Origin of the sequence: Nesterenkonia salmonea (assembly GCF_005771525.1) — a bacterium.
GTDB lineage: Bacteria > Actinomycetota > Actinomycetes > Actinomycetales > Micrococcaceae > Nesterenkonia > Nesterenkonia salmonea.
Genome location: NZ_VAVZ01000029.1, coordinates 1 through 12,202, shown reverse-complemented (window position 1 = coordinate 12,202; position 12,202 = coordinate 1). Strand labels below are relative to the sequence as shown.

The 12,202-nt window shown below is 60.4% G+C and carries 13 protein-coding genes and 1 pseudogene; 6 read left to right on the top strand and 8 right to left on the bottom strand.

What is annotated here, in order from left to right; all coding sequences use genetic code 11:
• Positions 1-12: 12 nt before the first annotated feature.
• Positions 13-465 (top strand): 50S ribosomal protein L9, encoded by a 453-nt coding sequence (gene rplI, locus FEF26_RS10700; RefSeq protein ID WP_138253532.1) that lies wholly within the window; start codon positions 13-15, stop codon positions 463-465.
• Here rplI and FEF26_RS10695 read toward each other — a convergent pair.
• Positions 425-868 (bottom strand): annotated as a pseudogene (locus tag FEF26_RS10695) (DoxX family protein); the annotation flags it as partial. The gene rplI and the pseudogene FEF26_RS10695 sit on opposite strands and share 41 nt — an antisense overlap.
• 36 nt (positions 869-904) lie before the next feature.
• Here FEF26_RS10695 and FEF26_RS10690 point away from each other — a divergent pair.
• A complete protein-coding gene (locus tag FEF26_RS10690) occupies positions 905-1,105 on the top strand; it encodes a hypothetical protein (protein ID WP_208012901.1) in 201 nt (66 codons plus the stop codon).
• An 18-nt stretch (positions 1,106-1,123) separates the two neighbouring features.
• On the opposite strand, the gene FEF26_RS10685 is transcribed toward FEF26_RS10690, so the two are convergent.
• Positions 1,124-2,257, bottom strand: a complete 1,134-nt coding sequence (locus tag FEF26_RS10685; protein WP_138253531.1) for an LLM class flavin-dependent oxidoreductase — start codon at positions 2,255-2,257, stop codon at positions 1,124-1,126.
• A 770-nt stretch (positions 2,258-3,027) separates the two neighbouring features.
• Positions 3,028-3,864 (bottom strand): alpha/beta fold hydrolase, encoded by an 837-nt coding sequence (locus tag FEF26_RS10680; RefSeq protein ID WP_243730529.1) that lies wholly within the window; start codon positions 3,862-3,864, stop codon positions 3,028-3,030.
• 78 nt (positions 3,865-3,942) lie between these two features.
• On the opposite strand from FEF26_RS10680, the gene FEF26_RS10675 reads away from it, so the two are divergent.
• Positions 3,943-5,319, top strand: a complete 1,377-nt coding sequence (locus FEF26_RS10675) for a condensation domain-containing protein (protein ID WP_138253530.1) — start codon at positions 3,943-3,945, stop codon at positions 5,317-5,319.
• Positions 5,320-5,412: 93 nt separating this feature from the next.
• Positions 5,413-6,777, top strand: a complete 1,365-nt coding sequence (gene dnaB, locus FEF26_RS10670) for a replicative DNA helicase (RefSeq protein ID WP_138253529.1) — start codon at positions 5,413-5,415, stop codon at positions 6,775-6,777.
• 56 nt (positions 6,778-6,833) lie between these two features.
• Here dnaB and FEF26_RS10665 read toward each other — a convergent pair whose 3' ends face one another.
• From FEF26_RS10665 to FEF26_RS10655, 3 genes are all read right to left on the bottom strand, one after another.
• A complete protein-coding gene (locus FEF26_RS10665; RefSeq protein ID WP_138253528.1) occupies positions 6,834-7,271 on the bottom strand; it encodes a hypothetical protein in 438 nt (145 codons plus the stop codon).
• Between the two features lie 55 nt (positions 7,272-7,326).
• On the bottom strand, positions 7,327-7,536 hold the full coding sequence (locus FEF26_RS10660) for a hypothetical protein (RefSeq protein WP_138253527.1): 210 nt from the start codon (positions 7,534-7,536) through the stop codon (positions 7,327-7,329).
• 133 nt (positions 7,537-7,669) lie between these two features.
• Positions 7,670-8,338, bottom strand: coding sequence for a pyroglutamyl-peptidase I (locus tag FEF26_RS10655; protein ID WP_138253526.1), 669 nt, complete (start codon positions 8,336-8,338; stop codon positions 7,670-7,672).
• Positions 8,339-8,461: 123 nt separating this feature from the next.
• On the opposite strand from FEF26_RS10655, the gene FEF26_RS10650 reads away from it, so the two are divergent.
• Entirely contained in the window at positions 8,462-9,274 is an 813-nt protein-coding gene (locus FEF26_RS10650; protein ID WP_138253525.1) for a transglutaminase-like domain-containing protein, read from the top strand.
• A 24-nt stretch (positions 9,275-9,298) separates the two neighbouring features.
• Here the strand turns inward: FEF26_RS10650 and FEF26_RS10645 are convergent, their stop codons facing one another.
• Positions 9,299-10,630, bottom strand: coding sequence for a galactokinase (locus tag FEF26_RS10645; RefSeq protein WP_138253524.1), 1,332 nt, complete (start codon positions 10,628-10,630; stop codon positions 9,299-9,301).
• 150 nt (positions 10,631-10,780) lie between these two features.
• Between FEF26_RS10645 and FEF26_RS10640 the strand changes: the two genes are divergently transcribed.
• Complete coding sequence (locus FEF26_RS10640) at positions 10,781-11,209, top strand: organic hydroperoxide resistance protein (RefSeq protein ID WP_138253523.1); 429 nt, start codon at positions 10,781-10,783, stop codon at positions 11,207-11,209.
• A 126-nt stretch (positions 11,210-11,335) separates the two neighbouring features.
• Here the strand turns inward: FEF26_RS10640 and FEF26_RS10635 are convergent, their stop codons facing one another.
• Positions 11,336-12,130: a hypothetical protein gene (locus FEF26_RS10635; protein WP_138253522.1), complete on the bottom strand. Its 795-nt coding sequence runs from the start codon at positions 12,128-12,130 to the stop codon at positions 11,336-11,338.
• Positions 12,131-12,202 lie beyond the last annotated feature (72 nt).

Below are 12,202 nucleotides of genomic sequence, written 5' to 3'. Positions count from 1 at the left end.
GGAACTACTGATATGTCGAAGCTCATCCTGACTCAGGAAGTCACCGGCCTCGGTGCCCCCGGCGATGTCGTCGAGGTCAAAGACGGCTACGCGCGCAACTACCTGCTGCCCCGCGGCTACGCGTTGACCTGGACCAAAGGCGGCGAAAAAGACGTGGAGCGTATTCGTCAGGCCCGCAAGGCCCGCGAAATCGCTACTGTCGAAGAGGCTCAGTCCATCGCCGAGAAGCTGCAGGCACGCACAGTGCAGGTCGGTGTGAAAACCGGCGAGTCTGGCCGCCTGTTCGGCACCGTCGGAGCAGCCCAGATTGCTGAGGCCGTCCAGGCCGCAGGCCTGGGAAGCATCGATCGGCGCACCGTCGAGCTGCCTGCTCGCATCAAAGCCGTTGGACACTACACCGCGACTGTGAAGCTGCACGCCGAGGTCACAGCGACCCTGGACCTGCAGGTCGTTCCGGCCAAGTAGGCACCACAGCCACTGACGCAAAAGGGGGCCGCGTTCCATCCATCAAGGATGAAACGCGGCCCCCTTTTCTCATGCCCAGATGTATGACCTGGCGCTTGGAGAGCTTACGAGCAGGACCGATCAGCTGATCAACGCTTATGCGACCGCCGCCGAGTCCCGCCAGAACGATCAGGCCCGCGAAGATCGCCAGCACAAGCTCGTAGCCGCCAGCGTCAACGAAAATCCCCGCAGGTGCGGGCACGATGGCCAACGCTGCGAGCATCGAAATGGCATTCAGTGCCGCGATCACAGGCGTGAGCAGTCCCAGAATCAGCAGGGCTCCGCCAATCAGCTCAAGACCCGCCAGCAATGGCGCAGTCATCGACGGCGCGGGAACGCCCATCCCGTCGAAGGACCCGGTGGTACTGGCAACGGTCCACTCATTGAACTTCTACTAGCCATGGGCGATCAGGATGATGTCGAGGCTAACTCGGGCGCCCCGGAGTGCTGGATGCCCAGCTGCGAAGCGGTGCGCAGACATGTCCTTGATGTGTTGACTGACGAGCAAGTCGACCAGTTACGGGAGATCACCGACGCCATGCTCAGGCGACTAGATCCAGACGAGACGTTGGGACCCGTCTATCGCCGTCATGATACCTGAGGGGCCCTTACAGGGTCGCTAGGAGGCAACAGCGTCCCGAGCTGAGGTGCTGCCGCCTGGAACCGGATCGAAGCCCGCCCTGTGGCGTTCGCGGAGGAGTTGATGCGTCGGTGCCGCAGGGGTGCCTTCTGGGGCGCGTGAGGCGACTTCCCTGCGAAGAACCGGGACGACCTCTTCGCCCAAGATCTCAATCTGCTCCAGTACGGTCTCCAGCGGCAGTCCAGCATGATCGATCAGGAACAGCTGGCGCTGATAGTCCCCGGCGTAGTCGCGGAAGCTCAGTGTCTTCTCAATCACCTGGTCGGGGGTGCCCACTGTCAGTGGGGTCATCTCCGTGAAGTCCTCCAGCGAAGGGCCGCCGCCATAGACCGGCGCGCGATCGAAGTACGGCCGGAACTCGCGCACGGCGTCCTGTGAATTCGGCCGCATGAACACTTGACCGCCCAGGCCGACGATGGCCTGCTCGGGGCTGCCGTGCCCGTAATGGGCGTAGCGCTCCCGGTAAAGGTCAACCATCCGGCCGGTGTGCTCCTTGTTCCAGAAGATGTTGTTGTGGAAGAAGCCGTCACCGTAATAGGCGGCCTGTTCTGCGATCTCCGGGGATCGGATCGATCCGTGCCAGACGAATGGTGGGGTGCCGTCGAGTGGCCGGGGGGTCGCCGTGAAGTTCTGCAGTGGCGTCCGGAACCGGCCTTTCCACTCCACCTCTTCTTCCCTCCACAGTCGGTGCAGCAGAGCGTAGTTCTCCACGGCCAGAGGAACCCCTGCGCGAATGTCTTTACCAAACCAGGGATAGACCGGACCCGTGTTCCCCCGGCCCAGAGTCAGATCGATCCGACCGTCACTGAGGTGCTGGACATAGGCGTAATCCTCAGCGATGCGCACCGGGTCCGTCGTAGTGATGAGCGTAGTGGCGGTGGAGAGCAGAAGACGCTCAGTCTGGGCAGCGATGTGCGCCATGAAGATCGGCGGATTGGCCGGAGCCACGAACGGGGGATTGTGGTGCTGGCCAATGGCGAAAACATCAAGCCCCACTTCTTCGGCTTTCCTGGCAATAGCCACCGTGGACTTGATCCGTTCATGTTCGGTAGGTACCCGTCCGGTAGTGGGATCCGGGGTGATGTCACCGATGGAGAAGATACCGAACTGCATAGCGCTCCTGCGAAGAGTAGGAAAAGAAGAGGCGATGAAAACTCGTACCCCTTAAGAGTACTTCAAATTTGAAAGAGTTACATGCGAACATGACAGGCCTCACGTTCAAGTAACTCACTACACGCCGCGCAGCCTGTGGAGATTCTGTGGAAAACGGTCGTCCAAAGATGGCTATACACCCAACTTAGGGTGAACAGCAAGTGCCTGGTGCTGTCGAAAAAAGTGGTGAGAAAAACTTTTAACTCACAGCGTGTCGCTACATCGTTCCTAGTCAGAAGGATATCCCAGAGATATCTACAGCTTTATCCACACGTTTCCCTCAGGTTCTTCACACGACACGCCGCGCACTCCACATTTTATCCACAGGGCCTTGTGAGGGACCTATTGCCCGGGCGCGTTCACGGGCCTACAGTGTCAATCGTCCCTCTTCGCCTTTCGGAGACCTTAGGCCCCTTCCAGGGGATCAGTTTGAGGTTTTTCGGTAGAGCGGGGGCTCCTGTGTGTTATGACACACGACGTGGATATTGGCCGGTAATCTCCGGCGTGCATCCGCGTGAGAGCTCTCACGCTTCTCTTATTGGCGTCACGGAGTGATCAGGACAAGCGCGTCCCAGACTGGGGACGTTCGCGGTTGTCCTGAGATCTCTCAGGGACGAACTGCAGATCGGATCGCCGAACCTAGGCAATGGGAAGGGGATCAGGGCCGGTTGGTCGTGATCCTGCCGAACAACCCCGAGCGGGCCGGTTCGGCGATCCGATCACATTCCGGCTCAACGGCGGTGGCGCTCCACGAAGGTAGCGACCCGAGTGGGCCAGGTTGCCAGGTCCTCGGGAGTCTCTGCAATCGACAACTGCGACTCTGCATGCAGCCGGTTCAGCTTCTCCGCAGTAGAGACTGGATGAGCGTGGTCGTCTACCCATGCAAGGATTTGGATCGGTACCTCCAGCTGGGCGACGTCTTCAACACTTGGCAGGTCGGTCATAGCGGCTCCGCGCAGTATGGACGGAAGGAGTTCCTGGCTAACTGCGGGAACGCGCTCACGCGGACGGTCAGCCAGCGCAGGGGGTGGAAGCATGGATTCACCCATTCGCACGAAAGCGCCAATGCCATGGTCTTCTACGAGTTCGGCCGAGCGCAGGTACTGATCAGTTTGTGCACTGCGTGTTGCCCATGCCGTGGGCGGCACGAGCAGGCTCAGCGAGGCGAACCTCTGGGGATCTTTCAGTGCCGCACAGATTTGTGTCGCCGCACCCATCGAAGGGCCGCCAGTGTGGACCTGTTCACCGGGGGCTATGGCGTCCAGCAGTTCCAGCAAGTCCTCTGCCAGCTGTGACCACAGGTAATCCTCCGGGACCGCGCGGCCTGTGGAGGATCCATGGCCCCGTGAGTCGAAGCGCAACACACGAAACCCATCGAGCTGACCGGTCACGTCCAAGCCAGCACGATGCTCCCGCCACGCTGAGGATGTCAGTCCATGCATCTGGACGAAGAGCGGACCGGAGTCCGGGCCCTCCACCTCATAGGCGAGTTTGGCTCCTGTTGTTTGGAACATAGCCACGGCGGTGTTCTTCACCTTCTTGTGCTGGTGCCGGTGGTTCCGGCACATCTAAGTCTCCAGATGAATATTAACTGAGAGTTTCCGCAGCGACACACCGGTGATGCCGCACCCGCCTACACTACGCGTATGCGGCTGACCAATGTCTCGCAGATGCAGGTGCAGCCCGGCAGGGTGTACAGCTACTCCATCCGCGCAGAGATGACTGATTCCCCTGATGCTGAACGCCTTCCGGTGTCTTTTGACCAGGACCGGCATGTCAGTTTCGGCTCACGCCCCGGTTCGTGGATGGCGGTGAGCTTTTCCCTTCCTGTTCATGCTGATCGCGAGATCATCGCGCAGGGATGGATTGAGGTCGTCCACCGCCACGGCACCCTGCGCAGTGTGTTCTCCTGGGATGAGCAGGCTGGGGGGAATGGGACGAATCTGACTCTGAACCCTGTGGAGGTGGCTCCGGGGGAGTGGGAACAGCTGGGTGAGGGCTCGGTGCTCACCCCGCCTGCCCTGCGCACGGTGTTGCGCGAGCACTTCGACCTGGTGTGCCGCTCCTTGGAAGCGCCCTCCTACCGGCTATGCGTGATCGAGGATGAGGCGGGAACGGAGACACCGCAGGTCATCATCGGATCCGATCACGCTCATGTAGATGCGTGGAGTCTGCTGGTGCTGACTCGCGATCTCGCCACTTGTGTCCAGAATCTGCTCGATGGCCGGCCCCTTGATACTGGTCTGCCTGCTGTGGAGTCTTTTGCCGCACATTCACAGGTGCTTGAGGAGCACCCGGCTCCGCCGAAGGAGGTGGTTGAGCGGTGGAGTGACATCCTCGAAGCCGGCGGCAACTCGATGCCTCGGTTCCCACTTGACTTAGGTGATGTGTCACAGCCGGTGGGTGAGTTTGTTGAGATTCGCGATGTGTTCGATGCCGATGAGCTCGCTCAGGTGGAAGCTCACGCGGCAGAGCACAAAGTGCGTCTGATTGCCGTGGCGGTGTCAGTGATGACCCGGCTCGCAGCTGAGCTGTCCGGAGGTCCGCTGCGGGCAGTGTTCCCTGTGCACTCCCGCCATGAGTCTCGCTGGTTCAACTCTGTGGGGTGGTTCATCACTAATTCTGTGTTGGAAAACCACGACGACGACTACCAGGCCTGTTACGCCGCGGTGAAGGAAGCTATCCGGCTCGGGTCCTATCCGCTGGCTCCGATTATGCGCCCCTACGGTGGCATGCCCCAGGACCCAGGTATGTTCGCGATGTCGTGGTTGGATCACCGGAAACTGCCTGTCAACGTCGATGATGAACTCAACCCCCAGCATGTTTCTGCGGTGATCCGGACAGACGGAGTCATGATCTGGTTCGTGATCAACCAGACCGGTATGCACCTGCGCTGCCGGTACCCGGACACTCGGCAGGCGAGGCGTTCTATGCGCACCTGGCTTGCCGGACTCGTCTACGGATTGCGCGCCCCCTTGGAGCATCAGGCGCTGCGGGCAATCAAGGCTGGATCGGGGCACTGAGAGTCCAAGACGGCGTCGTAGTGTGTTGTCTGGTGTAGCCGGTAGAGTGGGAGCTCGCGTGAATCCCACAAGGTGTCTGAGGAGTGTGTCTGCATGAGTGTGGAGACCTATAACCCCAGCACTGGTGCTGGCGCTGAATCGCGCACTCCCCCGCAGGATATGGTGGCCGAGCAGTCGGTCCTGGGGGGCATGATGCTCTCCAAGGACGCGATCGCCGATGTGGTGGAGGTGGTCCGCGGAGGCGACTTCTACCGGCCGGCGCACGAGATGATCTTTGAAGCGATCATTGATCTCTATGGTCGCGGGGAACCGGCCGATGTGGTCACGATCTCCGACCAGCTCACCAAGACTCAGCAGCTGCAGCGGATCGGCGGTCCGGCGTATTTGCACAACCTGGCCCAGGCGGTGCCCACCGCCGCGAATGCTGCCTTTTACGCGGACATTGTTCGTGAACGCGCGGTTCTGCGCCGCTTGGTTGAAGCGGGAACCAAGATTGTGCAGTTGGGGCACACCTCAGACGGCGAGGTGGATTCCATCGTCAATGAGGCTCAGGCAGAGATCTACAATGTGGCGGAGAACCGCCAGACCTCGGACTATTCGCGGCTCTCTGAGGTGCTGGCACCGACCATTGAAGAGATCGAGCTCAATGCTGCCAATGATGGGACGCTTTCTGGTATCCCCACCGGCTTCCGTGAGCTGGACGAGCTTACTCACGGATTCCATGGTGGTCAGCTGATTGTGATCGCTGCTCGCCCGGCAATGGGTAAATCTGTTTTGGCGTTGGACTTTTCCCGGTCTGCGGCTGTCACCCATCGGATGACGACGGCGTTCTTCTCCCTTGAGATGAGCAAGGTTGAGTTGACTATGCGCCTGTTGGCGGCTGAGTCTCAGGTGCTCTTCGGTGATTTGCGGAAGGGCTCGAGCCTGAAGGATCAGGACTGGGAGAAAATGGCTCGGGCTATGGACAAGCTGGAGCAGGCTCCACTGTTCATTGACGATGCGCCGAACCTGACCCTGATGGAAATTCGGGCCAAGTGCCGCCGGCTGAAGCAGCGGGAGAATCTGAAACTGGTGGTGGTGGACTACCTTCAGCTGCTGATGTCTGGCAAGCGCGTGGAGTCCCGCCAGCAAGAGGTCAGCGAGTTCTCCCGAACGTTGAAGCTGCTGGCCAAGGAACTCGATGTGCCGATTATTGCGTTGTCACAGCTGAACCGTGGTTCTGAGCAGCGGCCGGATAAGAAACCACAGGTCTCGGATCTGCGTGAATCCGGTGCCATTGAGCAGGACGCCGATATGGTCATGCTGCTGCACCGGCCGGAGGTCTACGACAAGGAGACCGAGCGCGCTGGTGAGGCGGACATTATTGTGGCCAAGAACCGTAACGGCCCTGCCAGGGATATCACCGTTGCGTTCCAGGGACACTTCCAGCGGTTCCGCGATATGGCCCGGGACTTCTAGCCGGATCCTTGAGCTTTCCCTTTGGCTACACATCTCACTGAGGCAGTAGGGGCGATCTAACTCATCCCGTAGGGGCTCAGGAGCCCGATGATTTGTTCCAGGAAGAAGAATCCAGCCACGGAGTACACGGCCCCGGTCCACAGTCCGTGGGTGAGGCTGAACCAGAAGCGCCCAGTTGCGACCAAGAGGCCGAATGTCACTGGCAGGCAGGACATGCCGTAGCCAGCGACCACCAGCCAGAGTCCGAGCAGTTCAGCATTGGCGATCATGAAAACGCCGACGCCGAGTGTCCAGACCATCGTGGGTTCGAACAAGAGGGCTGCAATGACCAGCCCGGTGACGAGCGCCCAGAGGTACCGGGCCGCCTGTAGTGAGTAGCGCGTAGCCGCCCGGCGTTTAGAACCTGGGGGCTGGGCTGTTGTAGTTCTCGGTTGAGTTTTCGGCGGCTGGCGTTTCCGGCTGCGGGTACCGGTGGGCTTCTTTTTCCTACTCATTCTCCGATAAGACTATCGGCAGGCGAGGAGGCGTGGATGCTCCGCTCAGACTGGTTCAGAGTTCGCTGAGGTAGGGAAGCATCAGGATCAGGACCATCAGGGAGATACCGATGATCAGTGTGACAGTGACCGCTCTGTTCGATGCGGCGAAACCGAGATTCTCGGAATCGTCACGGTTCGGAGCCCGGTGGTCGTTGTCCTTCTCGCGGCGGACAAGCCGAAGTCCGAAGCCGGTATGGGCTTCATCCTGCTGTTGTGACGTCATGGTCACCTCGCTGCACGCGGATAGGCGGAAAGTGCTTAGTACGTTTCATAACGGTAAGGACCTACTCTGAAAGCGACCTGGGCGGAAGGTCAATCCTGGCGTCGAATCTTGGCACTTAGCTGGATAGATGATTTCAATGCAGGTTTCCCAGTGGTGTGTGCGCGTCCGGCTCGAATATGAGCGACTCGGAGATCAACAGGTCCAGAGCTGTGGCTGCTTGACCGACAGTCAGCGTCGAATCCGGGGCGTGGAGGTCCGGCACGTGGACGAAACCAGCCCGGATCTCCGGACCCTGATCGCGCAGGTGGTGCAGGATCGAATAGAGCACGTCGTTACACACGTAGCTGCCCGCAGAGAGGGACAGTGTTGATGGAATATTGGCCTCGGTGATGCGCTTGAAGGCCGATTTCAGGCGCAGTGTGCTGAAAAGTGCGGGTTTTCCGCTGTCCACGATCGGCTGGTCCGCCGGTTGGGCGCCTGCATTGTCCGGGATCCGTGCATCCCGCAGGTTTAGGCCCACCCGTTCGAGTCGGATCGTGTCGGTTCCGGCTGCCAGCCCCACCGAGATCACCAGCCGCGGAGAGTGTTCCGAGGCGGCGTGGGCCAGGATCTGCGCTGCGGTGGTGAACTCTACGGGTAGTAAGACCGGGATCAGCACGACGCCGCGGTGCTCCTTTTGGGCTATGAGCTGGTTTCGCTCTGCCCGGCGAATGAGTTCCTGGACGACGTTCTGGGATGGGTTCTGGGCCGCGCCGCCGAAGGGTTCGAATGCTGAGACGAGTATTCGGTGCGGGTCTGCCATGGGTCAAGCTTGTCCAGGGGCGCCTGTGAAGTCAAAGGGTGCTCTTGGGTCCTAGGTGCTTCGGTAGGGTGACTTGGGGCACCGCATTGTCATCTTGCCGCGCGGGGTGCCTAGACTGGCACTATGACGATGATGCCTCGGGACGTGTCTTCAACCCTCGAGGTTGAGGTGACCGCCAAGACTGAACTTGAGTTCCAGATTGCTGTGGCGCAGTTGCCTGGGCTGAGCGTTGATGAGTCCCTCCACATGGTGCTGGATGACCAGATCCTCACACCGGAAGAGATCTCTTCAGGTTGCGGCGGACGAATTCACCGCTTACATGTTGGTCCTGGCCGGCTCACCGTCCAATACCGGGCCCGTGTGGAGGGTCAGGCTGAACCGCTTTTGGCGCAGGAGTACGACCGGTCTCGTTTTCTGCGGCCCAGCAGGTACGCCGAATGTGACAAGTTTTATGGGTTCGTGGCGGGCCAATTCGATCTGTCTCGGTCTATAGAGCAGAAGATTTCGGATGTCAGTGAGTTCGTTGCCGCTCGACTGAGCTATGTACCTGGTTCGAGTGACCCAATTGATGGTGCCACGGACACGTTATTGGCTGGGGCGGGAGTCTGCCGCGATTACGCTCACCTAGTGGTCGCCCTCCTGCGAGCCATGCATATCCCGGCCCGGCTAGTCGCCGTCTATGCACCCGGATGTGACCCCATGGATTTCCATGCGGTGGCTGAGGCCATTGTGGATGGACAGTGGGTTGCTGTTGACTCGACCTGGTTAGCGCCGCGTCAGTCACTTGTGCGCATTGCGACCGGCAGAGACGCCGCGGACACTGCATTCCTGGATAACCACGACGGCGGCATCATTTTGGAATCTGCGCTGGTCACGGCCACCATCGATGGTGAGCTGCCCACCGACCATGGCGTAGACCTGATTCCCATGCGCTGAGGAGGGCTCAGTGGCCGGTGCGGGTCAGACTGCCCGGGCTGCCGGTGATGGGACTACCTCCAGAAAACGGACGTCAGGAGAGAGCCGAGAGGCCGCTGTGGTGATGTCCTCCATGCGGCTGCGGGGGACCAGAACCAGCACTGACCCGCCGAATCCGCCACCGATGAGCCGGGCGCCCGATGCTCCTGCTTGCACCACGGCGTCCACCACCTGGTCAGCCAGAGTGAAACTCACCTCCGCACATTCCTTCATGGAGGTGTGACCGGCGGACATAAGGTCGCCCACCAGGTCTGCTGTGTTGTCCACACCATGGGCGTCACCATTGAGGATCTTGTGGATCTTTTCACTGCGCAGCATCTCCGTCAGAGCATGCTTCAAACGCCGTCGGCAGCCTCCGGCGTCCACCTCACCCAGATCAGCCCCAGCTTCAAGCGCGCTGTCGAACTCTTCAAGTTTCAGTTCCACATCTGCCTTTTTCGGTTTCTCTGGAAGGGCGTCGCGCAGCCGATCTACCCCCAGCACCGCGGCGGCCGCTTCAGACTCGGCGCGGCGAGCAGAGAAACGCCCATCAGCCAGCTGATGCGGTTGACCAGTATCGACAGCCAGGAAGCGGTAGTCCCGCAGCAAAAAGGAAATGTCGGTCCGCTTCACAGTGAAGTCCCGGCAGTCCAACGAGACCAGCTTGCCTTCGGCTGCCCGCAGCGAGGTGGTCTGATCCAGACCCCCGGTGCCCGCACCGACAACTTCCACCTCAGCCCTGATACAGACCTGCGCTAGCACTGCGCGCAACGAATCAGTCAGGGCACGGGTGAGGTCATCGCCATGGTTCTCGGCACCCAACGGAGTACCCATCGCCACAAAAGCCAGCGCGGCGGCACACTCCAAGGAGGCCGAAGAGGACAGGCCGCCCCCAATGGGCAGTGTGGATCGTATGAGCACATCGGCGCCCGTCCCACCGCGCAGCTGAAGCTCAGGGTGCTCGTCCTTCAGCTCAGCCATCGCCCAAAGCACACCTGAAACATAGGTCGTCCAGGAGGGAACCTCAGGGGGAACCGGCGAGGATGCGGCGTCGTGAATTTCCACAATGCCTGTGTCGAGTGAGGGATCCAGAGTACGCAACCGCAGCACCCCGTCGGTTCTTGGGGCTGCGGCCACATAGGTACCGTGCCGCAAGGCCATGGGCAGGCATCGCCCACCGTGAAAGTCGATATGTTCGCCGTTGAGATTGGCTCTTCCCGGGGCGAACCACACGCCCTCGGGGTCGTAGTTGTACACCTGTGAGAATCGGGTAGCCAATGCCACAGAGATGGACTCAGGGTCCCCGGGCGCCAGCCAGCGGGCGGAGTTGTCACGCATAGGCTCCAATTCTGCCACTGACGAGGCGTATCCGCGCACCGCTGAACTGAACCACTAGCCAGTCGGTCCATACTGTGGTGGTGTAGAAGAGCAAGAAAACGACGACGCCACGCGCGGCTCGTCACGAAACCCGTTCGAAAGGAACCCCTCATGGCAGTAGACGTGAAGTACACCGCAGAAGCTCTTGCCAGCGGCGATGGCCGCAACGGGCAGGTAAAAACTGCCGACGGGTCACTGGACCTGAAACTGGCTGCGCCCAAGGAACTGGGTGGCTCCGGTGATGGCAACAACCCCGAGGAGCTCTTCGCCGCAGGCTATGCCGCCTGCTACCACGGTGCACTGCGCAAAATGGCTGGTGAGGCCGGTGCAGACGCGAGCGATTCCTCAGTCGGCGTGAAGATCGGCATCGGTGGCGATGACGCCGGGGGCATGGCGTTGACCGCCACTATTGAGGTGGTACTGCCCAATGTGGATCAGGAAACAGCGGAAGACCTGGCGCAAAAGGCTCACGACTTCTGCCCTTACTCAAAGGCCACCCGCGGCAACATTGACGTAGAGATCACCGTCTCAGACGACTGACCTTTGCGCAGTAGGGTGGCGCACCTCGCCACCAGTGAGGCCCTATGTGCCGTGGAGTCCCCAGACTGCACATAGGGCCTCCGGCGTGCGCTGGCAGGCCTAGCAACAGCGCAGGACCTGCCAGCGTCAGTCGGACCCCTCGCCGTCGTCTAGTTCAAGGTCTTCCATCTGACGGGGATTATCTGGACCGAACTCTGCCTCGCGTTCTTGTCGGTTTTTGTCGACGACGCGTTCGTAGGCGGCGATGACGGTTTCGTGATCTGAGTGTCGGGTCAAGTAGGTAGCGTTTGATGCTCGTTCAGAGGACCTTCCCTGGACGAGGAAGACACGCCCTTCTTCTCGTCCTGCGCCGTAGAAGATGCGCCCGTGGGGGCCTATGCCGTTGCTGTTGTTGATGTTTTCGGTGAGGCCGAGTTCCTCAGCGATCTGTTCTGCGGTGGCATAGAGTTCTTCTAAATCCTGTGGCGGGATATCGAACCTCACCTCCTGCCGATACAGGTTGTCGCCGCGTGGTCGGGCGGCGACTTCTGCGTCGTGGCGTTCAGCGGTCCATGGTTCTCCATTGATGGTGGCGACGTCGTCGCCGAAGTGTTCTTGCATGATCTCTACGACGATCTCGAGTTCTGCGAGTTGTTCTTCTTGGGTGTAGCCGCCATCGACATCGATCAACCCATCACTAGAGCTGCCATTGTTTTGGGGCGTTACGTTCTCTGGGTCCTGGGTCTCCTCAGACGCCTCACTGGTTGGGGTGCCCGTCGTGGGTGTTTGTCTTTTTTCTTCTGCTGCGGAGCATCCGGCCAGCACCAGTGACCCGATGAGCACTGAGCCAGTCAACGCAGCGGGTAGCAGTTGTCCGTGTTGAGGGAACTGCTCCAGAAGCACAGGTCTGCCTTTCGGCTCCTTCGTTTTCAAAGTTCGCATCGCGGGTCCCTCTCTGCCAGACTGAGGTGAGACCCCCGGGCTGAGCGGTTATGAGACTGGGAGATCCATTCA

Excerpts from the sequence above, each read along its gene's own strand:
- FEF26_RS10685 (WP_138253531.1), bottom strand. The coding sequence starts at position 2,257 with ATGCAGTTCGGTATCTTCTCCATCGGTGACATCACCCCGGATCCCACT.
- FEF26_RS10640 (WP_138253523.1), top strand. The coding sequence starts at position 10,781 with ATGGCAGTAGACGTGAAGTACACCGCAGAAGCTCTTGCCAGCGGCGAT.
- FEF26_RS10635 (WP_138253522.1), bottom strand. The coding sequence starts at position 12,130 with ATGCGAACTTTGAAAACGAAGGAGCCGAAAGGCAGACCTGTGCTTCTG.
- FEF26_RS10665 (WP_138253528.1), bottom strand. The coding sequence starts at position 7,271 with ATGAGTAGGAAAAAGAAGCCCACCGGTACCCGCAGCCGGAAACGCCAG.
- FEF26_RS10680 (WP_243730529.1), bottom strand. The coding sequence starts at position 3,864 with ATGTGCCGGAACCACCGGCACCAGCACAAGAAGGTGAAGAACACCGCC.
- FEF26_RS10655 (WP_138253526.1), bottom strand. The coding sequence starts at position 8,338 with ATGGCAGACCCGCACCGAATACTCGTCTCAGCATTCGAACCCTTCGGC.
- FEF26_RS10690 (WP_208012901.1), top strand. The coding sequence starts at position 905 with ATGGGCGATCAGGATGATGTCGAGGCTAACTCGGGCGCCCCGGAGTGC.
- FEF26_RS10645 (WP_138253524.1), bottom strand. The coding sequence starts at position 10,630 with ATGCGTGACAACTCCGCCCGCTGGCTGGCGCCCGGGGACCCTGAGTCC.
- dnaB (WP_138253529.1), top strand. The coding sequence starts at position 5,413 with ATGAGTGTGGAGACCTATAACCCCAGCACTGGTGCTGGCGCTGAATCG.
- FEF26_RS10675 (WP_138253530.1), top strand. The coding sequence starts at position 3,943 with ATGCGGCTGACCAATGTCTCGCAGATGCAGGTGCAGCCCGGCAGGGTG.
- FEF26_RS10650 (WP_138253525.1), top strand. The coding sequence starts at position 8,462 with ATGACGATGATGCCTCGGGACGTGTCTTCAACCCTCGAGGTTGAGGTG.
- rplI (WP_138253532.1), top strand. The coding sequence starts at position 13 with ATGTCGAAGCTCATCCTGACTCAGGAAGTCACCGGCCTCGGTGCCCCC.
- FEF26_RS10660 (WP_138253527.1), bottom strand. The coding sequence starts at position 7,536 with ATGACGTCACAACAGCAGGATGAAGCCCATACCGGCTTCGGACTTCGG.